26 protein-coding genes and 2 tRNA genes are annotated in these 21177 nt (G+C 64.9%); 18 read left to right on the top strand and 10 right to left on the bottom strand.

Going from position 1 to position 21177, the window contains the following annotated elements; genetic code table 11:
- Positions 1-105: 105 nt before the first annotated feature.
- Positions 106-192, bottom strand: a tRNA-Leu gene (locus AC3WRI_RS08220).
- A gap of 273 nt (positions 193-465) precedes the next feature.
- On the opposite strand from AC3WRI_RS08220, the gene AC3WRI_RS08215 reads away from it, so the two are divergent.
- Positions 466-840, top strand: a complete 375-nt coding sequence (locus tag AC3WRI_RS08215; protein ID WP_010810092.1) for a VanZ family protein — start codon at positions 466-468, stop codon at positions 838-840.
- Here the strand turns inward: AC3WRI_RS08215 and AC3WRI_RS08210 are convergent.
- Positions 815-1672 (bottom strand): 23S rRNA (adenine(2030)-N(6))-methyltransferase RlmJ, encoded by an 858-nt coding sequence (locus AC3WRI_RS08210; protein WP_011615105.1) that lies wholly within the window; start codon positions 1670-1672, stop codon positions 815-817. The genes AC3WRI_RS08215 and AC3WRI_RS08210 overlap by 26 nt on opposite strands.
- Before the next feature lie 156 nt (positions 1673-1828).
- Between AC3WRI_RS08210 and mnmC the strand changes: the two genes are divergently transcribed.
- The 7 genes from mnmC (at position 1829) to AC3WRI_RS08175 (ending at position 11902) form a co-directional block, all read left to right on the top strand.
- Positions 1829-3802, top strand: a complete 1974-nt coding sequence (gene mnmC, locus AC3WRI_RS08205) for a bifunctional tRNA (5-methylaminomethyl-2-thiouridine)(34)-methyltransferase MnmC2/FAD-dependent 5-carboxymethylaminomethyl-2-thiouridine(34) oxidoreductase MnmC1 (RefSeq protein WP_011615106.1) — start codon at positions 1829-1831, stop codon at positions 3800-3802.
- A gap of 229 nt (positions 3803-4031) precedes the next feature.
- Positions 4032-5387: a trigger factor gene (gene tig, locus AC3WRI_RS08200; protein ID WP_011615107.1), complete on the top strand. Its 1356-nt coding sequence runs from the start codon at positions 4032-4034 to the stop codon at positions 5385-5387.
- 103 nt (positions 5388-5490) lie between these two features.
- A complete protein-coding gene (gene clpP / locus AC3WRI_RS08195; RefSeq protein WP_011615108.1) occupies positions 5491-6141 on the top strand; it encodes an ATP-dependent Clp endopeptidase proteolytic subunit ClpP in 651 nt (216 codons plus the stop codon).
- Positions 6142-6372: 231 nt separating this feature from the next.
- Positions 6373-7650: an ATP-dependent Clp protease ATP-binding subunit ClpX gene (gene clpX, locus AC3WRI_RS08190; protein WP_010810087.1), complete on the top strand. Its 1278-nt coding sequence runs from the start codon at positions 6373-6375 to the stop codon at positions 7648-7650.
- Between the two features lie 255 nt (positions 7651-7905).
- Positions 7906-10317, top strand: a complete 2412-nt coding sequence (gene lon, locus AC3WRI_RS08185; protein ID WP_010810086.1) for an endopeptidase La — start codon at positions 7906-7908, stop codon at positions 10315-10317.
- A 190-nt stretch (positions 10318-10507) separates the two neighbouring features.
- Positions 10508-10583: transfer RNA gene (locus AC3WRI_RS08180), tRNA-Val, on the top strand.
- Between the two features lie 173 nt (positions 10584-10756).
- On the top strand, positions 10757-11902 hold the full coding sequence (locus AC3WRI_RS08175; protein WP_492293091.1) for a site-specific integrase: 1146 nt from the start codon (positions 10757-10759) through the stop codon (positions 11900-11902).
- Here the strand turns inward: AC3WRI_RS08175 and AC3WRI_RS08170 are convergent.
- From AC3WRI_RS08170 to AC3WRI_RS08135, 8 genes are all read right to left on the bottom strand, one after another.
- Positions 11862-12116 (bottom strand): helix-turn-helix domain-containing protein, encoded by a 255-nt coding sequence (locus AC3WRI_RS08170; RefSeq protein ID WP_492293090.1) that lies wholly within the window; start codon positions 12114-12116, stop codon positions 11862-11864. The two genes, AC3WRI_RS08175 and AC3WRI_RS08170, sit on opposite strands and share 41 nt — an antisense overlap.
- A gap of 5 nt (positions 12117-12121) precedes the next feature.
- The gene (locus AC3WRI_RS08165) at positions 12122-13111 is read right to left on the bottom strand and encodes a phage Gp37/Gp68 family protein (RefSeq protein WP_492293088.1); all 990 of its coding nucleotides are present in this window, start codon (positions 13109-13111) and stop codon (positions 12122-12124) included.
- A 174-nt stretch (positions 13112-13285) separates the two neighbouring features.
- A complete protein-coding gene (locus AC3WRI_RS08160) occupies positions 13286-14074 on the bottom strand; it encodes a 3'-5' exonuclease family protein (protein WP_492293086.1) in 789 nt (262 codons plus the stop codon).
- Positions 14071-14445 (bottom strand): MarR family transcriptional regulator, encoded by a 375-nt coding sequence (locus AC3WRI_RS08155; RefSeq protein ID WP_492293084.1) that lies wholly within the window; start codon positions 14443-14445, stop codon positions 14071-14073. Before AC3WRI_RS08155 ends, AC3WRI_RS08160 begins: the two co-directional genes overlap by 4 nt.
- Positions 14446-14449: 4 nt before the next feature.
- Positions 14450-14923: a single-stranded DNA-binding protein gene (locus tag AC3WRI_RS08150; RefSeq protein WP_492293082.1), complete on the bottom strand. Its 474-nt coding sequence runs from the start codon at positions 14921-14923 to the stop codon at positions 14450-14452.
- 3 nt (positions 14924-14926) lie between these two features.
- Positions 14927-15652, bottom strand: coding sequence for a hypothetical protein (locus tag AC3WRI_RS08145; protein ID WP_492293080.1), 726 nt, complete (start codon positions 15650-15652; stop codon positions 14927-14929).
- A 161-nt stretch (positions 15653-15813) separates the two neighbouring features.
- Complete coding sequence (locus tag AC3WRI_RS08140; RefSeq protein WP_492293111.1) at positions 15814-16224, bottom strand: hypothetical protein; 411 nt, start codon at positions 16222-16224, stop codon at positions 15814-15816.
- Positions 16175-16612 carry a helix-turn-helix domain-containing protein gene (locus tag AC3WRI_RS08135; protein WP_492293109.1) on the bottom strand — a complete coding sequence of 146 codons (438 nt, stop codon included), beginning with the start codon at positions 16610-16612 and terminating at the stop codon, positions 16175-16177. Before AC3WRI_RS08135 ends, AC3WRI_RS08140 begins: the two co-directional genes overlap by 50 nt.
- 153 nt (positions 16613-16765) lie before the next feature.
- Here AC3WRI_RS08135 and AC3WRI_RS08130 point away from each other — a divergent pair, with 153 nt between their 5' ends.
- The 10 genes from AC3WRI_RS08130 to AC3WRI_RS08085 all read left to right on the top strand — a co-directional run bounded on the left by AC3WRI_RS08130 (position 16766) and on the right by AC3WRI_RS08085 (position 21175).
- The gene (locus AC3WRI_RS08130; protein ID WP_492293078.1) at positions 16766-17017 is read left to right on the top strand and encodes a hypothetical protein; all 252 of its coding nucleotides are present in this window, start codon (positions 16766-16768) and stop codon (positions 17015-17017) included.
- A 223-nt stretch (positions 17018-17240) separates the two neighbouring features.
- Positions 17241-18017 (top strand): helix-turn-helix domain-containing protein, encoded by a 777-nt coding sequence (locus tag AC3WRI_RS08125; RefSeq protein WP_492293077.1) that lies wholly within the window; start codon positions 17241-17243, stop codon positions 18015-18017.
- A gap of 3 nt (positions 18018-18020) precedes the next feature.
- Positions 18021-18767 carry a hypothetical protein gene (locus AC3WRI_RS08120; protein ID WP_492293075.1) on the top strand — a complete coding sequence of 249 codons (747 nt, stop codon included), beginning with the start codon at positions 18021-18023 and terminating at the stop codon, positions 18765-18767.
- 25 nt (positions 18768-18792) lie between these two features.
- Positions 18793-19116 carry a hypothetical protein gene (locus AC3WRI_RS08115; protein WP_492293073.1) on the top strand — a complete coding sequence of 108 codons (324 nt, stop codon included), beginning with the start codon at positions 18793-18795 and terminating at the stop codon, positions 19114-19116.
- On the top strand, positions 19113-19478 hold the full coding sequence (locus AC3WRI_RS08110; RefSeq protein WP_492293071.1) for a hypothetical protein: 366 nt from the start codon (positions 19113-19115) through the stop codon (positions 19476-19478). The genes AC3WRI_RS08115 and AC3WRI_RS08110 overlap by 4 nt, the downstream gene beginning before the upstream one ends.
- Positions 19475-19675 carry a hypothetical protein gene (locus AC3WRI_RS08105; protein ID WP_492293070.1) on the top strand — a complete coding sequence of 67 codons (201 nt, stop codon included), beginning with the start codon at positions 19475-19477 and terminating at the stop codon, positions 19673-19675. Before AC3WRI_RS08110 ends, AC3WRI_RS08105 begins: the two co-directional genes overlap by 4 nt.
- Positions 19676-19773: 98 nt before the next feature.
- The gene (locus AC3WRI_RS08100; RefSeq protein ID WP_492293068.1) at positions 19774-19998 is read left to right on the top strand and encodes a hypothetical protein; all 225 of its coding nucleotides are present in this window, start codon (positions 19774-19776) and stop codon (positions 19996-19998) included.
- Positions 19999-20001: 3 nt separating this feature from the next.
- Positions 20002-20478 carry a hypothetical protein gene (locus AC3WRI_RS08095; protein ID WP_492293066.1) on the top strand — a complete coding sequence of 159 codons (477 nt, stop codon included), beginning with the start codon at positions 20002-20004 and terminating at the stop codon, positions 20476-20478.
- The gene (locus AC3WRI_RS08090; protein WP_492293064.1) at positions 20475-20798 is read left to right on the top strand and encodes a hypothetical protein; all 324 of its coding nucleotides are present in this window, start codon (positions 20475-20477) and stop codon (positions 20796-20798) included. The genes AC3WRI_RS08095 and AC3WRI_RS08090 overlap by 4 nt, the downstream gene beginning before the upstream one ends.
- Positions 20792-21175 carry a hypothetical protein gene (locus AC3WRI_RS08085; protein ID WP_492293062.1) on the top strand — a complete coding sequence of 128 codons (384 nt, stop codon included), beginning with the start codon at positions 20792-20794 and terminating at the stop codon, positions 21173-21175. Before AC3WRI_RS08090 ends, AC3WRI_RS08085 begins: the two co-directional genes overlap by 7 nt.
- Positions 21176-21177: the final 2 nt, after the last annotated feature.

Genomic DNA, 21177 nt, shown 5'->3' with positions numbered 1-21177 from the left:
CTGGCGCAGGCTGGAAAGTGCCGCGGCGCGGGGGTGCCTGCCGGAAAAAGCGTGCCGAAGGGGATTGGGAAACGGAAGTTGTCAGCCCGCCACTAGAAGGGCGGGTGGTGCGAGGGAGGGGACTCGAACCCCTACACCATTGCTGGCGTCAGGACCTAAACCTGGTGCGTCTACCAATTTCGCCACCCTCGCGGTCCTTGCGGCGCTGCCCGGGCGGGCGGCCGCGATGCTCGCTGGCTTGCGCCGGACAGGAAAGCAAAAAAGGCGGCTGGAACTGCCCGCCTTTCTTCTGTCCGCTCTGCCGGCTCTGGCCGCCGAACCGTGGTGTCGGCATGGCTTGCGCCTGTAGTGCAACGAGGCTGCGGATTGTAGCGCAAGGCGCGGGGGGAATCCAGCCCCGCCGGGGGCTCCGGTGCCTGCGGCAGGCGGCAGGGATATATTGTCGGCTTTCCAGATGACGCACACATGCCGATGATTGCCGTCCCGACCCTGACCCCGCTGCGCTGGCGCCTGCTGTTCTGGGGCTGCGCGGCCGCGGTGCTGGCGCTGTCGCTGATGCCGCCGACGCAGCCCCTGCCGACCACCGGCTGGGACAAGGCCAACCATATGCTGGCGTTCGCGGTGCTGGGCGTGCTGGGCCGGCGCGCCTACAGCGGCCGTGGCTGGGCCGTCTTGCTGGGGCTGGTGGCGTACGGCGCGCTGATCGAACTGCTGCAGGGGCAGACCGGCTACCGCGAGGCCGACTGGCTCGACCTGCTGGCCGACAGCGTCGGCCTGGCCGCGGGCATGGCGCTGGACTGGCTGGTGCGCCGCCTCAGTTCTCCTCGGCTTCGAGCGTGAACCTTGCGCCATCGTCCTGGCCGAGCAGGTCGGTCAGCACCGGCATGGCCTGCTGCAGCGATTCCTTCAGCCGCCACGGCGGATTGACGATGAACATGCCGCTGCCATGCAGGCCCAGGCCGCCCTCGACCGGATGCCTGACGGTCAGGGTCACGTGCAGCCAGCTTTTGAGCGGCAGGCCCTTGAGCTGCACCGACAGCTGCGCCGATTCGCGCCGCTGCACCTGCGGGTACCAGACCGCATAGACGCCGGTGGCAAAACGCTCCAGCCCGTCGCGGATGGTCTGCACGGTGCGGGCGTAGTCCTGCTTGTCCTCGTAGGACGGGTCGACCAGCACCAGCGCGCGGCGCGGCGGCGGAGGCAGGATGGCCTTGATGCCGCCGAAGCCGTCGCCGTCGTACAGCATGACGCGGCGCCCGGCGCCGCGGAAGTTGTCGCGCAGCACCTGGATCTCGGTGCTGTGCAGCTCGAACAGCCGCAGCCGGTCGTGCTCGCGCAGCATCTGCCAGGCCAGCCAGGGCGAGCCGGGGTAGTGGCGCAGGTTGCCGTCCGGGTTGAGCGCGCGCACCTGGTCCAGGTATTCGTCCAGCATCGCCGGCAGCTGGGTGCCGCTGGCGGCGGCACGCCACAGCGGTGCGATCCCGGTTTCGAATTCGGCCTTCTTCTGCGCGTAGGCGTGATCCAGCGCGTAAAGGCCGGCACCGGCATGGGTGTCGATATACCAGAACGCCTTGTCCTTCTGCGCCAGGTGCTCAAGCAGTTGCACCACGACGGCGTGTTTGAGGACATCGGCATGGTTGCCGGCGTGGAAGGCGTGACGGTAGCTGAGCATGTGGAGCGGGGCGCCTGGACGGCGCAAATCAAGGGGCAGGGCGATGCGGTCTGCGGGAAGGCCGCTATGCTACCATCCGGCGCGAATTACCAAGCCCGCTCCCACGCCCCGGCGAATCCGCCCGGGCATTTTGCTTTTCGCCGAATTTCCTGTCCCATGCCGCGCGCACTAGAGCCCGCCGAGCCGATCCTTTCTGCCGAAGGCATCCCGTATTCGCCCCGCTACGACGACGTCTACCACAGCACCGAAGGCGGGCTGGCGCAGGCCGCCCATGTCTTCCTGGGTGGCAACGGCCTGCCGCAGGCGTGGGCCGGTCAGCGCCAGTTCGTCATCGTCGAGACCGGCTTCGGCCTGGGGCTGAATTTCCTGGCTACCTGGCAGGCGTGGCGCGCTGATCCCCAGCGCTGCGGCACGCTGCATTTCGTCTCGATCGAAAAGCACCCGTTCACCCGCGAAGGGCTGGCGCAGTTGCACGCCGGGCTGGACGGGCTGCAGCCGCTGGCGCAGGCGCTGCAGGCGCAATGGCCGCTGGCGCTGCCGGGCCTGCACCGCCTGGCCTTCGACGGCGGGCGCGTGGTGCTGACGCTGGCACTGGGCGATATCGAGCAGATGCTGCCGCGGCTGGCGGCCGGCGCGGATGCCTTTTACCTGGACGGTTTCGCGCCGGCGCGCAATACGGAGATGTGGTCGCCGCAAGTGTTCCGCGGCCTGGCGCGGCTGGCCCGGCCAGGCGCCAGGCTGGCCACGTGGGCGGCCGCGGGCTTTGTGCGGCGCGGGCTCAAGGAGGTCGGTTTCGAAGTCAGCAGGGCGCCCGGCTTTGGCGGCAAGTGGCAAATGACCGTCGCGAGCTTCCGCCCGCAATGGAAAGCGCGCCGCCATGCGCCGCCACTGCCGGCCCAATGGGCCGAGCGCCATGCCATCGTGATCGGCGCCGGCCTGGCCGGCTGCGCCGTGACCGAACGGCTGGCCGCGCGCGGCTGGCGCGTGACACTGTTCGATGGCCACGACGGGCCGGCGCGGCAGACCTCGGCGCATCGCGCGGCGGCCATGCACGCACATTTGTCCGCCGACGACAGCCTGCTGTCGCGGCTGTCGCGCACCGGCAACCAGTACGCGCTGCGTGCCTGGGCGGAGTTGGCCGAGGCCGGCCATGCGGTCGGCTGGCATGGCTGCGGCGTGCTGCAGATCGGCGAGGACGAAGCCGAGGGCGAGGCCCAGCGCGCCGCGCTGGCGGCGATGCGCTTGCCGGAAGGGTTCGTGCGCTGGATGAGCGCTGAAGAGGCGGCAGCGGCCCACCATGCCGGCGTGCCGCGTGGCGGCCTGTGGTTCCCGCAAGGCGGCTGGGTGGCGCCGCCTGACATCTGCTCGGCGCAGCTGGCGCAAGCGGGCGCTGCGGTGACGGCACGTTTCGGCTGCCGGGTTGCTGCAATCGCGCGCGTCGACGGGCAATGGCAGGCGCTCGGGCAGGACGGCGAAGTGCTGGCATCGGCGCCGGTGCTGGTACTGGCCAACGCGCATGAGGCGCAGCAACTGCTGCCGCAGCAGCACTGGACCATGCGGCGCGTGCGCGGGCAGCTGACCACGCTGGCATCCGCGCAGGTGGATGCGCTCGGCGGCTGGCCGGATTGCGTGGTGACTGGTGCCGGCTACCTGCTGCCGCGCACCGCGGACGGCGCTGGCCGGGTCGGCTCCAGCTACGACGCCGACGAGGGCCCGCTGGTGGAGCAGCCGGCGGTCCACGCGGCCAACCTGGCGCGCCTGTCCGGCATGCTGCCGCGCCAGGCCGATGCCGTGGCCGCCATCGATCCCGCGACGCTCTCCGGCTATGTCGGCGTGCGCACGGTCACGCACAACCGGCTGCCGCTGGTCGGCCAGGTGCCTGACGAGGCCGCCGCGCTGGCGCAGGCCGCATCGCTGCGCGGCGCGCACTTGCGGGACCTGCCGCGCATGCCCGGGCTCTACGCCGCCCTTGCATATGGCTCGCGCGGCCTCACCTGGGCAGCGCTGGGCGCGGAACTGCTGGCCAGCCAGATCGAGGGCGAGCCGCTGCCGCTGGAGTCGGACCTGGCCGATGCGATGGATCCGGCACGCCTGCTGCTGCGCGCGCTGCGTCACGGGCACACGGGATAGCGCCGCGGGTCCGGCGGGCGGTTCCAGGCCCGTTCCGGGCAAAATCTGCCGGAAGCGAATGAAAACCGTGCGATAATCCTCGTTTTCCGTTTGCGCGGAGCTGCCCGTTCGCCGGTGCGCCGCCCCGGCCGTCCTGTCGTGACGGCGCCGTGGCGGTAAAGCGGGCGGTACATGCGCAAGCGGTAGCACCTACGAACACAACTACATTTTCTGGATTGGATCTACGACCATGTCGAACGTGATTGAGAACCTCGGCAAGCTGGACCGCAAGGTGACCCTGGCCATCCCCAAGGCCGAAGTGGAGAAGGAAAAGCAGGAGCGCCTGGTTCGCCTGTCGAAGACCGTGAAGATGTCGGGCTTCCGTCCGGGCAAGGTGCCGATGAAGATGGTCGAGAAGCAGTACGGCCAGCAGGTCGAGTTCGAAGTGCGCTTCGACAAGGCCGCGCGCAAGTTCTTCGACATCACCAAGGAACAGGACGTCAAGGTTGCCGGCCAGCCCAAGTTCGAGATCAAGAACGAAGGCGTGGGCGAGGACGAAGTCGCCTTCGACGCCACCTTCGAGGTGTACCCGGAAGTGACCATCGGCGACCTGTCGGCTGCCGAAGTCACCCGCACCGGCACTGAAATCACCGATGCCGAAGTCGACAAGACCATCGACATCCTGCGCAAGCAGCGCGTGCACTACCACGCCCGCGGCGAAGCCGGCGAGCATGGCGACGGCGGTGCCGACGTCGCCGCCCAGAACGGCGACCGCGTGACGCTGGACTTCGTCGGCAAGATCGACGGTGAAGAGTTCGCCGGCGGCAAGGCCGAGGACTTCCCGTTCGTGCTGGGCGAAGGCCGCATGCTGCCCGAGTTCGAGCAGGCCGCGCTGGGCCTGAAGGTCGGCGAAAGCAAGACCTTCCCGCTGGCCTTCCCGGAGGACTACCACGGCAAGGAAGTGGCCGGCAAGACCGCCGAGTTCACCGTGACGCTGAAGAAGATCGAGTGGGCGCACCTGCCGGAAGTCAATGATGCCTTCGCCAAGTCGCTGGGCATCGCCGACGGCAGCGTCGAGAAGATGCGCGCCGACATCCGCGAGAACCTCGAGCGCGAAGTGAAGCGCCGCACGCACTCCATGCTGAAGGACCAGGTCATGGAAGCGCTGCTGAAGGCCAGCGAGCTGGAGGTGCCCAAGGCCCTGATCGAGCAGGACCAGGAACGCCTGGTGGAAATGGCCCGCCGCGACCTGGAGCAGCGTGGCATGCCCAACGCCAAGGACATGCCGATCCCGGCCGAGATGTTCGCGCAGCAGGCCGAGCGCCGCGTCAAGCTGGGCCTGATCCTGGCCGAGATCGTCAAGGCCAACGGCCTGGAAGCCAAGGCTGACCAGATCAAGGCCGAGATCGAGGACTTCGCCAAGAGCTACGAAGACCCGAAGGAAGTCATGCGCTGGTACTACGGCGACCAGCAGCGCCTGGCCGAAATGGAAGCCTACGTGCTCGAAAACAACGTGGTAAATTTCGTATGCGGCAAGGCCAAGGTCACCGACAAGAAGGTGTCCTTCGAGGAACTCACCGCCGAAGGCAACCAGCAGCAAGCCTGAGGCCGGAAGTGACCCGCAGCCCCGCGCCACGGCGTGGGGCGGGGGCAGCTTCCCGAGTTACCCCGGATTGCCTTGCGATCCGACGAATCCATGGAGAACATGCATGACCCGCAATGATTTGCTTGACCGTCTCGCCACCACGCAGGCTTCGGCACTGGAAACCCAGGGCCTGGGGCTGGTGCCGATGGTCGTCGAGCAGTCCGGCCGGGGCGAGCGCGCTTATGACATCTACTCGCGCCTGCTGAAGGAGCGCGTGGTGTTCATGGTGGGCGAGGTCAACGACCAGACCGCCAACCTGGTGGTGGCCCAGCTGCTGTTCCTCGAGAGCGAGAACCCCGACAAGGACGTGTCGCTGTACATCAACTCGCCGGGCGGTTCCGTATCGGCGGGGCTGGCGATCTACGACACCATGCAGTTCATCAAGCCGGACGTGTCCACGCTGTGCATGGGCATGGCGGCAAGCATGGGCGCGTTCCTGCTGGCGGCTGGCGCCAAGGGCAAGCGTTCGGCGCTGCCCAACTCGCGCATCATGATCCACCAGCCGCTGGGCGGCGCGCGCGGCCAGGCCTCTGACATCGAGATCCAGGCGCGCGAGATCCTGTACCTGCGCGAGCGGCTCAACACCATCCTGTCCGAGGTGACGGGCCAGCCGGTCGAGAAGATTGCGCGCGATACCGATCGCGACAACTTCATGAGCGGCGACCAGGCAGTTGACTACGGCCTGATCGACAAGGTCCTCGCCCGCCGCGGCTGATGCAGCGGGCCGCCGTGGCGCAATCCGCAGCGGCGGCCGGCCAGGCTGGCACGGGCTCAAATGGCGAAGGCTACACCGGAACGAGGCCCCGTGCCTCGTTTTTTGCTTTTGCCCCACAGCCGGGGGGAACCGCCGGTGGTGCCAATTGTTTTGGCGTATGATGCGTTTGAAGCGTATCGCTGGGGAGCCTGTCGCCCCGCGGTGTGCGCCCTGCATAAGTGACTGATTCCTATGGCGGACAAAAAAGGTTCATCCAGCGAAAAGCTTCTGTACTGCTCCTTCTGCGGCAAGAGCCAGCATGAGGTCAAGAAGCTGATTGCCGGCCCGTCGGTGTTCATTTGCGACGAATGCATCGACCTGTGCAATGAGATCATTCGCGACGAGGCCACGGCATCCGAGAAAGACGCCGCCGCGGCCGCGCGCTCGGACCTCCCCACGCCCCACGAGATCCGCGAAAGCCTGGACCAGTATGTGATCGGCCAGGAACAGGCCAAGAAGATCCTGGCCGTGGCGGTCTACAACCACTACAAGCGCCTCAAGCACCTTGGCAAGAAGGACGATGTCGAGCTGTCCAAGAGCAACATCCTGCTGATCGGGCCGACCGGCTCGGGCAAGACGCTGCTCGCGCAGACGCTGGCGCGCCTGCTCAACGTGCCGTTCGTGATCGCCGACGCGACTACGCTGACCGAAGCCGGCTACGTGGGCGAGGACGTCGAGAACATCATCCAGAAGCTGCTGCAGAACTGCAACTACGAAGTCGAGAAGGCGCAGCGCGGCATCGTCTACATCGATGAGATCGACAAGATCTCGCGCAAGTCCGACAACCCGTCGATCACCCGCGACGTGTCGGGCGAGGGCGTGCAGCAGGCACTGCTCAAGCTGATCGAAGGCACCATGGCATCGGTGCCGCCGCAGGGTGGCCGCAAGCATCCGAACCAGGACTTCCTGCAGGTGGACACGACCAATATCCTGTTCATCTGCGGCGGCGCCTTCGATGGCCTGGAGAAGGTCATCATGCAGCGCTCGGACAAGACCGGCATCGGCTTTGCCGCGCAGGTCAAGAGCAAGGAAGAGCGCGACGCCAGCGAAGTGCTGCCGCAGACCGAGCCGGAAGACCTGATCAAGTTCGGCCTGATCCCCGAACTGATCGGCCGCCTGCCGGTGGTCGCCACGCTGTCCAAGCTGGACGAGGCCGCGCTGATGCAGATCCTGGTCGAGCCCAAGAACGCGCTGGTCAAGCAATACCAGAAGCTGCTGGCTATGGAAGGCGTCGAGCTGGAAATCCGCCCGGGTGCGCTGAGCGCCATCGCCCGCAAGGCGATCCGCCGCAAGACCGGCGCCCGTGGCCTGCGTTCGATCCTGGAGCAGTCGCTGATGGACGTCATGTACGACCTGCCCAACTACAAGGGCGTGCAGAAGGTGGTGATCGATGAAAATACGATCAACGGCGATGCACCTCCGCTGCTGATGTACGAAGAGCAGCAGCCCAAGGTGGCGGGGTCCAACTGACGCGAGGGCTGCCAGACGTGGTAAGTGGTCGGGACCACACCGGCAGCCGGGCGAAAAGGCCGTTCGCGTAGAAGCGAGCGGCTTTTTTTGTTTATTTCTACCGACGAGAGGGAGGAAACGCGGGTATGCTGTTTCAGAGGGGCCAGCAAGTGCAGGGAGCGGCATCTGCCTGCCTTGATGAATCGATTGGCACGTATCTTGTAATCGATTCGGGCGGCCCAATTTACGCCTTAAATGACTGACTTGGGGAAAATGATGTCCGGAACACAACTCCTCCCGGCCGAGCCGATTCGCCTCCCACTGTTGCCGCTGCGCGACGTGGTGGTGTTTCCGCACATGGTGATCCCGCTGTTCGTGGGACGCCCGAAGTCCATCAAGGCGCTTGAGACTGCGATGGAGGCGGGCAAGAGCATCATGCTCGTGGCCCAGAAGACGGCGGCCAAGGACGAGCCGACCGCCGACGACCTGTATGAGGTCGGCTGCATCGCCAATATCCTGCAAATGCTGAAACTGCCCGACGGTACCGTGAAGGTGCTGGTCGAGGGTACCCAGCGCGCGAATATCCGCGAGGTGAGCGAGGACGATGCGCACTTTATGTGCGAAGCCGTGCCCGTGCCGCCCGCACCTGGCGAAAGCGCCGAGACCGAGGCCCTGCGCCGCGCGATCGTGTCGCAGTTCGACCAGTACGTGAAGCTCAACAAGAAGATCCCGCCCGAGATCCTGACCTCGCTGTCGGGCATCGACGAGGCAGGCCGCCTGGCGGACACCATCGCCGCGCACCTGCCGATCAAGCTCGAGCAGAAGCAGAAGATCCTGGAGATGGTCAATGTGACCGAACGCCTGGAAAGCCTGCTGTCGCAGCTCGAGGGCGAGATCGACATCCTCCAGGTTGAAAAGCGCATCCGTGGCCGCGTCAAGCGCCAGATGGAGAAGAGCCAGCGCGAGTACTACCTGAACGAGCAGGTCAAGGCCATCCAGAAGGAACTCGGCGAGGGCGAAGAAGGCGCCGACCTGGAAGAACTCGACAAGCGCATCAAGGCTGCGCGGATGCCGAAGGAAGCCAAGAAGAAGGCCGACGCCGAATTCAAGAAGCTCAAGCTGATGTCGCCGATGTCGGCCGAAGCCACCGTCGTGCGCAACTACATCGACACGCTGGTGAACCTGCCATGGCGCAAGAAGAGCAAGGTCAACAACGACCTCGCCAACGCCGAGCGCGTGCTGGATGAAGACCACTACGGCCTGGAGAAGGTCAAGGAACGCATTCTCGAGTACCTCGCGGTGCAACAGCGCGTGGACAAGGTGAAGGCACCTATCCTCTGCCTGGTCGGGCCTCCCGGCGTGGGCAAGACCTCGCTCGGCCAGTCGGTGGCGCGCGCGACGAACCGCAAGTTCGTGCGCATGGCACTGGGTGGCGTGCGTGACGAGGCCGAAATCCGCGGCCACCGCAGGACCTATATCGGCTCGATGCCGGGCAAGATCCTGCAGAGCCTGTCCAAGGTCGGCGTGCGCAATCCGCTCTTCCTGCTCGACGAGATCGACAAGATGGGCATGGATTTCCGCGGCGATCCGTCGTCGGCGCTGCTCGAGGTGCTGGACCCGGAACAGAACCACACGTTCCAGGACCACTACATCGAAGTGGATTTCGACCTGTCCGACGTGATGTTCGTGGCCACGTCGAACTCGCTCAACATCCCGCCGCCGCTGCTCGATCGTATGGAGGTGATCCGCCTGTCGGGTTACACCGAGGACGAGAAGGTCAATATCGCGCAGCGCTACCTGTTGCCCAAGCAGATCAAGAACAACGGTCTGAAGGCAGGCGAGATCGAGGTTGCCGAAAGCGCGATCCGCGACATCATCCGCTACTACACACGTGAAGCGGGGGTGCGTTCGCTGGAACGCGAGGTCTCCAAGATCGCGCGCAAGGTGGTCAAGCTGCTGCTGCTGAAGAAGGAGTCGGGCACGATCAAGGTCGATTCCGAGAACCTGGACAAATTCCTCGGCGTGCGCAAGTACGATTTCGGCCTGGCCGGCAAGGAAAACCAGGTTGGCCAGGTCACCGGTCTGGCGTGGACCGAGGTGGGCGGCGATCTGCTGACCATCGAAGCCGCGATCATGCCGGGCAAGGGCAACATCACGCGTACCGGTTCGCTGGGCGATGTGATGAAGGAGTCGGTCGAGGCCGCACGTTCGGTGGTGCGTTCGCGGGCACGTCGCCTGGGTATCACGGATGAGATGTTCGAGAAGCGCGACATCCACATCCACGTGCCTGAAGGCGCCACGCCCAAGGACGGCCCGTCCGCAGGCGGTGCCATGACCACGGCGCTGGTGTCGGTGCTGACCGGCATCCCGGTGCGCGCGGATGTCGCCATGACCGGCGAGATCACGCTGCGCGGCGAGGTGCTGCCGATCGGGGGCCTCAAGGAGAAGCTGCTGGCGGCCCACCGGGGCGGCATCAAGCTGGTGCTGATCCCGGAGGAAAACGTCAAGGATCTGGCCGAGATCCCCGACAACGTGAAGAACGCCATCGAGATCGTGCCGGTCCGCTGGATCGACAAGGTGCTGGAACTGGCGCTCGAGCGCAAGCCCGAGGCGTTGCCTGAAGAAGATGCCAAGCCCGCCGAAGTGGCGGACAAGGCCACGGCCAAGGTTGAGCGTCTGCATCACTGACACAGCTTTGGCCGCATGAACGAAACGCCGCGGGGTAGCGATGCCCGGCGGCGTTTTTTTGCGCGCACAGGCCTTGGCAAACCGAAATCACCTGTATTACACTTGCGCCCTCGCAACGCAAACCACGGCAACTGCCGCGAGGTGTGGAGCGATCAGCAAGTTGCAGGCAGCCAGCCTGTGATGGTCGAGCGGGTGCTTAGCTCAGTTGGTAGAGCGGCGCCCTTACAAGGCGTAGGTCGGGGGTTCGAGCCCCTCAGCACCCACCACTCGATCATCAATATAATCAAGGACTTAGAGCGATCTAAGTCCTTTTTTGTTGCCTGTCGTACCGGTTTGAAGCGGAGTCTAGCGGAGTCTCTACCAGCCAAATAGAGCTATCTACCGGCTATACTATCTCTGTGCAGGGCGTAGATTCGCAAATCACACAGATGGGTACAACATGGCCGGCAAAAAGAAATTCCCCAATGGGACTTGGCAGTACACGTTCAAGCGCGCTGGCGTGCTCGACAAGCCGCTGTATCTGACCTTCGCAACGGAGGCGGAGGGCGACGAGTATGCCGAGCGTCTGGAAGCGCTGCTCGACCGCGGCATCGTGCCAACCGAGTTCAAGCCCGAGTCCCGCATCGTCCGGCTGGAACAGCTCGCACGCGAGTTCATGCGCGAGGCGCACCCCAGCCCGAAGGACGTCGGCTCCCTGAATGCCGCCCTGAAGCGATGGGGCGATACGCCACTGCCCAAGATCAACGCCGCGTGGGTCGACGGCATCATCGCCGAGATGAAGCGGCTGGAGAAGCTGGCGCCGGCTTCCATCCGCGCCCGGGTCGGCGCGCTGGCCCGCTGCGCGGACTGGGGCATGCGCAAGGGGCACCTGACCCTGCCGGACCATCCCTTCCGCACGCTGCCCGACGGCTATGCCCAGTACAGCAAGGCCGATACCCAGGCCGCCGGCGTCAAGCGCCAGGACATCGAGCGCGACAGGCGACTGGAGCCGGGGGCAGCCGGCAAGCCCAGCGAGTACGATCGCATCCTCGCCGTGATCGATGGCGGCGTGCTGGCGCGCAAGCAGCGGCCTCTGACGCTGGAGCACCCCAAGGCGCACCGGGCGCTGTTCGTGCTCGCCGTGGAGTCGGCTATGCGGATGTCGGAGATGTACACGCTCTCGGTCGATCAGATCGATCTGAAGAAGCGCACGGTGTTTCTGGAAAAGACCAAGAACGGGGACAAGCGGCAGGTGCCGCTATCGAGCGTCGCGCTGGCGCTGCTGACCGAGCATCTGGAGGAGCGTGAGATCCCGGCGGCCCACCCGCAAGACCTGCTGTTCCCTTGGTGGAATGGCGACGCATCCCCCAAGGCGCGCGCCAAGGTCTCGGATTACCTGTCGAAGCGGTTCAACGACATCTTCGGCCAGGCCGGGTGCGACGGGCTGGGATTCCACGACCTGCGGCACGAGGCGGTATCCCGACTGTTCGAGAAAACGAACCTGTCTGAGAGCCAGATCATGAAGATCAGCGGCCACAAGAGCCACCGGATGATGATGCGCTACGCTAACCTGCGCGGCTCAGACCTGGCGGCTGCGCTTTGGTAGCCCGCCGGCGCGCCGCGACCAGGCGCTCGGCCGTCTGGGCGACGATCAGCTTCTCGGCGTAGGCCAGCACGTCGCGGGTCATCATGACCCACGAACGGCCGACCTTGCCGGCCGGGATGGTGCCGGCCCGGATCAAATCCTCGACGGTCTTCGGGTGGACGTGCAGCAGCTCGGCGGCCCCGGTGAGGCCGACGGTCGGGGTGTCGAGATGCATTGCTTTCACTCCGGGAAACCGTCGTGCTGTGCCCCGTCGAGCAGGCGGCCGGCGGCCTTCTTGCCCGCGCGGTGGACCATGGCCCAGCTGTCGGCGCTGCTCGCGCCCGCCGGGTAGCCCTCGGCGGCGTATCCGCCGGCCACCACGCGACCGTCTCGAGCGACCGCCGAGGTTTCGTGCCGGCCGGCGCCGAAGTCTCCAGATCCGGGTGCCCATTCTCCGTGCTGCTTGAATAGGAACGGCACGCCGGCCGCCGCGCACTGGTTGCGCAGGCACCGGGCCCAGTCCGGGTGCATCGGCCGGGCGCCGGGGCCGCTCTCGCCGCCGACGATCACCCAGTCGACGCCGGCTTGTACGCCTTGGCTATCGAGGGCGATCCCAAGGGAATCGCCGTCGGGCATCTGAACGGCGCGCAGGTCCACCGGCCCGAGCAGCGGTTCCATCGAAAGGAAGCGGACGCGCGCCGGTGTCGCCAGCAGCTTCGGGATGTCGCGATCCGCTTCTTCCTGGTTGACGATCGTGGCACCGATCCAGACGTTTGCGAGACCGAGGTTGTCCGCCCATCCCTCGCGCTGATGCGTGACCGCACGCATAGCCTGCTCGAGCATCGCCGCGGCGTTGCCGATCCGCTTCGTCAGCAGCAGCCAGTCCAGGTTCGGTGTGTCGGCGATCAGGCGCAGCAGGCTGAAGCGCCATTGCACGCTGACCGCGTTGTCGAAGACATCTGCCAGCGAGGCGCAGAACACGCGCTGTCGGCGGCCGTGCGCGGCGAAGAACCTGTCGTGCGCGGCATTCCATGCCAGCGGCTTCCGCCAGTTTGCTTCGCTCGTCCGCCGGCGCGGCGCGCCGGGCCCCCAGTTCACGGCCACGCCGCCGGCGAAGCGCGCGTTGCGCGTCTCCGCGTAGCAGTGATCGCAGCCTGGGCCGAGCTTCTGGCAGCCTTCCCACGGATTGAATGTGTGGTCGGTCCACTCGATCTTGCTGTTCTCGCTCATATGTCCTCGAATTTCGTTCTGTGCGTCTCAGGTAAGCAGGCCGCGCGCAGGGAAGGTGCTCGTCGGTGGGAGAGGCCGACTGCGGCCCGCTTACGTGAGGAACGGCATCGCTGCCGTCCTGAAAACTATATGCCTTGAATGACTAAGTGACAAGCCATAAATGCATATTTCAGGTCAGAAAAAATCGGGCTCGGGTTCGAGCATTTCAGCCATTGGCGCGGGCATGAACTGGAGGCGGTGGTACACCTGGCGCGTCTGCACGACGTCCTCGTCGCGGCAGTAGATCGCGATGTCCTCGATGCGGCCTTCCAGATAGGCGTCGTACACCTTGGAGCCGTCCATGCTGGATTTGCCGGGCAGGCCCAGCGCCTTGCACAGCTTGTCGAGCTTGATGCTCTTGCCCACGCCGGCGAAGTAGGTCATCGTGTCGAAGATGACGTCGTCCCACGGCTTGGCGTGAATCGGGATGAAGGGCGGCGGCTTGACGCCCAGCACGACGGCGCGCTGGAACATGAAGCGCAGGTCGAACCCGGAGATGTTGTGGCCGATGAAGCGCGGCTTGCGGTTGGTCGATGCGCTGTAGTGCGACGACAGGTAGTGGAAGTACTCGCGCAGCACGTCGGCCTCTGCCTGGTCAGCGGCCTTGTCCGGCGAATAGAACGCCTGCGGGGTGCCGTCATCGAACGCGCCAGCAATTACGCAGATGTGGCCCAGTGCGCCGTCGAAGCTGGTCTTCCGGTGGGTCTCGTCGACGCCGGCCTCGGCCTCGGCGCGGATCGCCGCTTCCTTCTGCGGGCGCACCGTCAGGTTCCATTCCTCGATCTTGATGGGATCCTTCAGGTTGGCCGGGTGGCTCACCGCGTCGAGCAGCGTCTGCATACTCTCGTCGGACGCCGCACGCAGCTCGGCCACAAACTTCGGGTCGAGATTGGGAAGGGTCTCGATGTCGAAAAACTGGTTCATGCTGTCCTCGCTAGTTGTTGGTAAAACGCTGCAAAGCCGGTTGCGACGCGCCCCTTCGCGCGCAGCAGCGCGAGGTTCTTCCGGCGGAAGTTCTGGTTGATCTGGCGCTTCGTGAGCGGCTTCGGCGGCTTGGCGTCCGGCTCGTTGCCCAGCCCGTAGATCGGGCGCCAGTCGCTGACGGTGCGTTCGTAGTCGGCGATGCGCACCTTGCCGTCGGCCTTCAGGCGCTGGATCACTTTCTGCACGGTCTGCGCGCTCATGCCGGTGAAGGCGGCGATGTCGAGGCGGCTGCCTTCGGCCGCTTCCAGCGCCGCCAGCACGCGCCCGTCGGACTCGGCGCGCTGGCGGTGTGCTCGAGCTGTGGTCGACATGGCTCTAATAGGGGATGTCGTCGTCCATGTCCTCGAACCCGTTCGACGGGGGAGGCGCCTGGCGCTGGCCGCGATTGCCCTGCGGACGGTCGGCGCCACCGTTGCGAGACGCCGCGCCATGGCCGCCGCCGCTGTCATTGCCGCCGCGGCCGCCGAGCATTTGCATCTGGTCGGCAATGATCTCAGTGCTGTACTTGTCCTGGCCGGATTGGTCCTGCCATTTCCGCGTGCGAATGCGGCCCTCGATATAGACTGAGGAGCCCTTGCGCAGATACTCCGCGGCGATCTCGGCCAGCTTCCCGAAGAACGCCACACGGTGCCATTCGGTCGCTTCCTTGAACTCGCCGGACTGCTTGTCCTTGTAGCGGTCGGTCGTGGCGAGCCGGACGGTCGTGATCGCGTCGCCGCTGGGCATGTACCGGGTTTCGGGGTCGGCGCCCAGGTTGCCGACGAGAATCACCTTGTTGACGGAGGCCATGCGTTATCCCTGCTGTTCCGGTTGTTCCAATTCCGCCGTGCGTTTTTTGAACGGTACGGCGAGCTTCTGCTGACCTTCCTTGTCGAGGCCCGCGGATGCCTCTGCCCACAGCTGGTCGAGCTGTTCGCGCGTCGCGCAGGCACGGACCTTCTTCGCGGTCTCGTTGATGTGCTTGCCGAGCGCCTGGCCGGAGAGCGCGCCACTCTGCTCGCCGCGCTGCTGCTTGCCTTCGGGCTGATCTCCACCGCCGAACTTCTGGCGCATGTCGTTCACGTACTTGTTGTCGTCGTACAGGCCCATGTGCACATCGGCAGAGAAGCCGAGCCAAGACAGCGCCTTGCCGATGGCATCCGTCAGGGACTTCTTCGGTGCCTCCTCATCGGTGAAGGCACCGTACTTGTTCTTGCCGACGAACACGGTTTGACCGAAGGCCGGCACCGTGCCGCCGGGATAGCGCAGGCTGATCTGCACACAGTGCACCGACTCGTGGCCGATAACCTGATCGCCCACGACGATCGGAGCTCCGGTCAGGATCTGCTCATTGACGATCTCCGGACCCCACGTGCTGCCGCCGATGGGCCCCCACAGCTCGGTCGCCTTCTTGATCAGGTACAGCGGATTGATCGCTGTGCCCTTGAACCCGCCGGAGCGGGAAAAGTCTTTCGTGTGAGCTGGGTCGGTCTCGAAGACCGAGTCCCACAGCTTCATCGTTTCAGAGCTCTGCTCCATCGCATTCCTCGTATTCCTGTTGGCGGGCGACTTCCTCGTACCACTGCTGATCCACGCGCACCCCTTTACGGCTTGATGCATAGCCATAGATGCATATTCAAAGGCAAAATAATCGCCGGGGTTGATCCGCCCGGCGGTCTGCTTGGGGTATGAGGGGAATGCTAGAGTATAAAGGCGCGTTGCACAAGCCATTTATGCATATTTCCGCCTCGACCTTCTTTGAGGTCTCTGCTCGCATAGGTGGACGTCTGAGGGCTGGCCGCCAGAGCGGGCCAATGAATCGTGTCGACGTATAGGTACGTCAGGAAAAGGGCGATGCACGACGCAGTCTTCGCCGCGTTCAGGAACGCGACAAGCTTGTCCGACATCTCTGACATCGCCTGGAGCATGATTGGGACATGCGACGGCTTGATGTGGTTTGCATGCGACGCTAGGTCTCCATCCCTGATAGAGAACAGGATTTCGGGGACTGCTTCTTCCGGTGGTTTGTTTTTTTCGCGGTAGGCAGCAAGGCTGATAACCTCAGCCAGCCTTGCGTCGTTTGACCCCTCGCGAGATGCTTGTTGTTCCATTGCTATTGAATGTCGGGCTCTCCGGTCCTTCCGCCTTCTTTGAGCTTGTTGCGACAGGGGTCCGGCTCGAGTGGTTGAACTCTCGCTGCTCTCTCGCTGAGACAGCGTCGTATTCTCGAATGATGTGTTCTATGTAGCTTTCAACTCGTGACTTCTCCTCCTTCGGAAGCTTGGAATATCTAACTCGATCATATGCAATTTCGGCCGCACTGTTGTACGCAGTGTCGGTCATGTCCCCCAGCGTCTTTCCAAAGGCGTTGGCTAGTTTTTCGACGCTGTCTAAAGTAGGTGAGACGGTTCCTCTAAGGATCCGACCTATGGTTGTCTGAGCAATGCCTGAAGCCTCAGACAACTTGACCTGCGTGTCCAAATCTGGCCGAACGGCCATAAGTCGCACAAGGTTCGCAGCGAACACCTTCCCTGCCTTGTTCATAAGAGTCCTCTCCCAAGGATTGTCAAAAGTCCGATATGCGTTGACGCACTACTTACAATGCATATGTGCTTAGTTTAGTTGACTTGTGGAAAAAGGGAAAGAGCGATTGTGACTGAGAATCAACTAGAGTTTGTCCGGGCGAAGCTGCAGGCCATGCGCACGACCGAGTGGAAAGCGCTCGCGAAAGCGACCGGCGTTGCGTATGGGACGATTTACAACATCGCCTATGTAAACCGGTCGAAAGACCCCGGTTACGCCAACGTATACGCTCTGTATACGCACCTGAAAGCGAAGCGAAAGCCATATCAGCAACGGGCGGCCGCGGACAACACCCCGGAAACCGTTGTGCCGTCGCCTTGAATATGCATATATGGTTTACGGAGTAGCCATAAAAGCGTAAACTGTGTTCGTCGCCGCACACAACTGCGGCGACAACCGAGGCCCGGGGGCTTTTGCAGAGTTCTCGGATAACGCTGACAGTAATGCGCTCGCGGAGGGGCTGCGCCACCGGCAACGGCCGCACCCCGAATTACTGCGGGGCTGCAAAGCTCCCTCTCCGCGAGCGCGGAGGAACATCCTTCGCATGAGTACCCTCATCATGGCGGCATGCTGGCCGCTTCAGTCGATGAGCCCGGCACAGAAGTCGGTCCTCATTTCCCTGGCTGATCAGGCAAATGACGACGGCGTCTGCTGGCCGGGCGTAGACAAAATCTGCATGCGTACGTGCCTGTCGGAGCGAGCCGTCCGCGACGCTCTGGCGTGGCTCGAAGCCGCCGGCGCCATCTATCGCCAGTTCCGGCACAACACCAGCACCTCGTACACGATCACCCCCAGCCGCTTCAATCCCGAAGCTGCGCCGCCGAAGCGCACGCGCCGCAATTCCGACCCCGACGATCCCATCGCACTTGAAAATGGCGCCCCCCCTGCAGATGGCGCACCGGGTGCAGATGGCGCACCTGTACCTGCAGATGGCGCACCTCGACCGGCAAATGGCGCACCTCCAGAGGGGCAAATGGCGCCCCCTAACCGTAAGGGAACCACCACTGAACCCAAAGGTGAACCGTCAGAGGCGCGCGGATCGCGCTTGACGAAGGAGTGGTCGCTGCCGGAGGACTGGCTCGTGTGGGCTGTCGGCGAGCAGCCGACGTGGAACCCCGCTCATGCCATGCGTGTTGCCGAGCAGTTCCGCGACTACTGGGTCGGCGTACCGGGTGCCAAGGGCCGCAAGACGGATTGGCAGGCGACCTGGCGCAACTGGGTTCGCCGCGAGAAGCCGATGCGCGCTGTCGCCTCGACGCAGCTGTCGGCCGCTGGTCAGCGCACCCTGCAGGCCGGCGAGGATTTTCTGCGGGAGGACTGACCCGTGACCAAGGATGACAAGGAGCGCTTCCTCGCCTGCATGATGGCCTGCGCCGAGACGCACGAGCGCGGATTCAGCACGGCGCAGCTCCGGCTGTACTTCGGCGCATTGCGGGCTTTGCCGATCGAGGTCGTCGAGCGCGCGGTGCAGCGGCACATGGCCGACCCGGAATCCGGGCGCTTCTTCCCGAAGCCGGCCGACCTGATTGCCCAGGCGCAGGGCATGCGCGGCGGGGACAACCGGCCCGGCGCCGACGAAGCATGGGCGCTGGCGCTGCGCAGTCGCGACGAGACCGACACGGTCGCGTGGACGACCGAGACCGCGCAGGCGTTCGCTATCTGCCGGCCGGTGCTGGACACGGGCGACAAGATCGGCGCGCGCCAGGCGTTCAAGGGCGCGTACGAGCGCATCGTGCAGGCCGCCCGCGAGGCGCAGCGTCCGGTCGAGTGGACGGTGTCGCTCGGATGGGACGGCCAGCGCCGCGACGCCGAGCTCGGGCGGGCGCAGGCGGCCGGGCTACTGAGCGCCGAGGCGGTGGAGGCATTGCTGCTGCCCGCGCCCAAGGGGCCCGACCCGACGCCGCCCGACAAGGCGCGGGCGAACCTGATCCGGCTGCGTGCCGAGCTGGCGAAGCTGGAATCGCCAGGCGACAAGGCGGAACGGATTCGCGTGCAGCGTTTGGAGGCTGCCCGCGAAGCAACAGAGCAGACGAAGCGCGACATCGCCGCGCAGGTTTCCGCTCGTCTTTGAGTATGCATAAATGGCTGGAGTGGACATGACAGCAACAGGTGCAGAACTGCGGGACGCCGGCATCGAGCAGGCGACTGAGACCGCGGAGGCCGCGTCCCCGGGGTGGGCCGACCAGGCGCTCGACTACGTGAAGTGGTTCGCCAAGCATGGCGGCGACTTCAAGGCCGAGCACGTCCGCGACTATGCGGCGAAGCAGGGGCTCCCGAACCCGCCGCACGCGCGCGCATGGGGCGGTGTGATCCGCCGGGCCGCGACGCTGGGGCTGATCCGCCGGGTCGGCTTCGCTTCCTGCAACAACCCGGCCGCGCACTGCGCGCCCGTCGGGGTCTGGCGCGGGGTGCCAGCATGAGCGTGTTCAGCGAGTACGTGACCGGCACGGCGTTCAACCTGTCGCTGTCCCGCCGGCAGATCGAGTGCCTGAGCCAGATCGACCAGTACGGCGGGGCGTGGGTGTCGCTGAACACCTTCGGCGCACTGGTGGCGAAGGGGCTGTGCGAACGTCTGCCTGGCGAGGAGCTGGCGCAGATGCCTCGCGTCGGCATGACGGAGGCGGGCCGCGCCGTGATTCCGCTGCTGAAGCTAGCTGGCGTCTACGTCAAATACCCGGAGATTCCGGCGCCCGCGACGCTGCCGGACCTGGAGATCAAGCCGAAGCTCCGCGGCGAGCCGCTGGTGACGCTGAGATCCCGCAACACCAAGGAGACATCATGATTGCACTGGACGAAGCAGGTATGCCCATGCTGGCCCAGCCGACCGGCGGATTCTTCGATCTGTTCCCGCGCCAGCAGTGCATGCACCCCGAGCACGAGCCCCCCAGCCTGCTGCATATACCGGCAGGGAAGGGATACCAGCACGTGTGCCCTGGCTGCGGCGCCGCGCGGATTCTCACGAGCCCGGCCACCTACTGACCCCAGAAATGCCTGTCCTCAGAAATATGCATAAATGGCTTGACACGAGAGCGCGCGTGCCTACAATAGCCATAAATGCATATTCAACGGAGCCAAGCATGAAGGTCCAGATCCAGAACATGACCCGCGCAGTCGCCACCGCAGTGCGCGAGATCCTGAAGCCGTACCGCGTGGTCGTGAAGGGCAACGCCTTCGACGGCCACACGCACCGCGCGTGGTCTTTCGACGATGCGCTGACGTGGGCGAAGTGCTACCCGCGCAGCCTTGCCGGCGAGATCACCGTCACCACCCGCCTCGGTCGTTTCGTCGGCCGCGTGCGCTGAGACATGCCGGGCAACAGAAAGCCCCCCAAGAAGCAGTATGACCCGACCCGCGCGACCCGCCGCGCGGTTCAGGTGCAGGAGGCCGATGCCAGGCGGAAGGCGCTTGCAACGGCAATGACGGACGAGTACGCGGCGCCGCTGGAAATGGCAGTGCTGTCCGGGCTCGAGGAAATGCGCAAGGGCAAGGCCACAGAGAACGAGTGGAACAGCGTCGCCCGTGGCATCAACCACGCATGGACGCTGGCCGACCTGGGCATCGGTCCCGAGGCGACCCCGGTGATCGATGCGGCCGAGGCTGGCATGCGCCGGGTAGGTGAGCGGTACTTAACGACGCAGAGCCTGACGCTTGACGCGCAGGGCCTGCTCGATGTGCGCGACGCACTGTACCTGTGGGGCCGGCAGCTCCGCATGTGCACCGTCGGGGAAGTGGACCGGGCGAGCCGGTTGGTCGATTCGAAATACTGGGAGCAGCAGGCATGAAAACCATCGAGATCAAGGGCTGGATCTTCTATGAGAAGGCGTCGTACGAAAATGAGTTCTCGTATCGATTCGCGGCCTTTGAGTCAGACAAGTACGCCCGCGAAGGGGAGGTTTGCATTCGCGTGTGCGAGCACACGATCACCGCTGAGGTGCCGGACAACTTCGACCCGACGGCCGAGCATATCGCTCAATTGAAGCGCAGCAAAGAACAACTCCGGAAGGCATTCACGGCCAAGATTGCCGCGATCAACGAGCAGATTAGCAAGCTGACGGCGATCGAGTACAAGCCCGCGGCCGTCGTGGAGCGGGCGCCGTGCTGAAGATCCGCCTTCCCCGTCCGATTGACATGGCGCCCATTCTTCTTGCCGAGGGCGACGAAAAGCGCGAGCGCCGGACGCCCGAGGAAGTCGTCATGTATCGTTGCACGGAGTGCTTCGATCTGTACGACGACGAGGACGACGCTGCGGATTGCTGCCCCGAGGAAGACCAGGACGCCGGATGTGGCGGCATGCTGCTGGAATCGGGGAGGGTGCTCTGCCCGGTTTGCGGCGATGTGAATGGGGACTTTGAGGAAGCGATCGACTGTTGCATGTGGAAGACGCATGGTCCCGCCGAGCGCCAGGCACTGGCGCAGCAGATGCGTACGTATGGCTACCTGCTGGACAGCGCCCTCGTCGACGTGGTGACGGAAGGGTAGAT

Source organism: Cupriavidus sp. FW305-27 (assembly GCF_058787995.1).
Note: the sequence above shows the minus strand (reverse complement) of the source record. Positions and strands in the feature narration are given on the sequence as shown.

What these genes read in the sequence shown, in the direction of transcription:
- AC3WRI_RS08090 (WP_492293064.1), top strand. Translation starts at nt 20,475, where the DNA reads ATGAAAACCATCGAGATCAAGGGCTGGATCTTCTATGAGAAGGCGTCG.
- clpX (WP_010810087.1), top strand. Translation starts at nt 6,373, where the DNA reads ATGGCGGACAAAAAAGGTTCATCCAGCGAAAAGCTTCTGTACTGCTCC.
- AC3WRI_RS08155 (WP_492293084.1), bottom strand. Translation starts at nt 14,445, where the DNA reads ATGTCGACCACAGCTCGAGCACACCGCCAGCGCGCCGAGTCCGACGGG.
- AC3WRI_RS08150 (WP_492293082.1), bottom strand. Translation starts at nt 14,923, where the DNA reads ATGGCCTCCGTCAACAAGGTGATTCTCGTCGGCAACCTGGGCGCCGAC.
- AC3WRI_RS08100 (WP_492293068.1), top strand. Translation starts at nt 19,774, where the DNA reads ATGAAGGTCCAGATCCAGAACATGACCCGCGCAGTCGCCACCGCAGTG.
- AC3WRI_RS08165 (WP_492293088.1), bottom strand. Translation starts at nt 13,111, where the DNA reads ATGAGCGAGAACAGCAAGATCGAGTGGACCGACCACACATTCAATCCG.
- AC3WRI_RS08145 (WP_492293080.1), bottom strand. Translation starts at nt 15,652, where the DNA reads ATGGAGCAGAGCTCTGAAACGATGAAGCTGTGGGACTCGGTCTTCGAG.
- clpP (WP_011615108.1), top strand. Translation starts at nt 5,491, where the DNA reads ATGACCCGCAATGATTTGCTTGACCGTCTCGCCACCACGCAGGCTTCG.
- AC3WRI_RS08110 (WP_492293071.1), top strand. Translation starts at nt 19,113, where the DNA reads ATGAGCGTGTTCAGCGAGTACGTGACCGGCACGGCGTTCAACCTGTCG.
- AC3WRI_RS08210 (WP_011615105.1), bottom strand. Translation starts at nt 1,672, where the DNA reads ATGCTCAGCTACCGTCACGCCTTCCACGCCGGCAACCATGCCGATGTC.
- AC3WRI_RS08115 (WP_492293073.1), top strand. Translation starts at nt 18,793, where the DNA reads ATGACAGCAACAGGTGCAGAACTGCGGGACGCCGGCATCGAGCAGGCG.
- AC3WRI_RS08175 (WP_492293091.1), top strand. Translation starts at nt 10,757, where the DNA reads ATGGCCGGCAAAAAGAAATTCCCCAATGGGACTTGGCAGTACACGTTC.
- AC3WRI_RS08105 (WP_492293070.1), top strand. Translation starts at nt 19,475, where the DNA reads ATGATTGCACTGGACGAAGCAGGTATGCCCATGCTGGCCCAGCCGACC.
- AC3WRI_RS08125 (WP_492293077.1), top strand. Translation starts at nt 17,241, where the DNA reads ATGAGTACCCTCATCATGGCGGCATGCTGGCCGCTTCAGTCGATGAGC.
- tig (WP_011615107.1), top strand. Translation starts at nt 4,032, where the DNA reads ATGTCGAACGTGATTGAGAACCTCGGCAAGCTGGACCGCAAGGTGACC.
- AC3WRI_RS08170 (WP_492293090.1), bottom strand. Translation starts at nt 12,116, where the DNA reads ATGCATCTCGACACCCCGACCGTCGGCCTCACCGGGGCCGCCGAGCTG.
- mnmC (WP_011615106.1), top strand. Translation starts at nt 1,829, where the DNA reads ATGCCGCGCGCACTAGAGCCCGCCGAGCCGATCCTTTCTGCCGAAGGC.
- AC3WRI_RS08215 (WP_010810092.1), top strand. Translation starts at nt 466, where the DNA reads ATGCCGATGATTGCCGTCCCGACCCTGACCCCGCTGCGCTGGCGCCTG.
- AC3WRI_RS08160 (WP_492293086.1), bottom strand. Translation starts at nt 14,074, where the DNA reads ATGAACCAGTTTTTCGACATCGAGACCCTTCCCAATCTCGACCCGAAG.
- lon (WP_010810086.1), top strand. Translation starts at nt 7,906, where the DNA reads ATGTCCGGAACACAACTCCTCCCGGCCGAGCCGATTCGCCTCCCACTG.
- AC3WRI_RS08135 (WP_492293109.1), bottom strand. Translation starts at nt 16,612, where the DNA reads ATGGCCGTTCGGCCAGATTTGGACACGCAGGTCAAGTTGTCTGAGGCT.
- AC3WRI_RS08095 (WP_492293066.1), top strand. Translation starts at nt 20,002, where the DNA reads ATGCCGGGCAACAGAAAGCCCCCCAAGAAGCAGTATGACCCGACCCGC.
- AC3WRI_RS08140 (WP_492293111.1), bottom strand. Translation starts at nt 16,224, where the DNA reads ATGGAACAACAAGCATCTCGCGAGGGGTCAAACGACGCAAGGCTGGCT.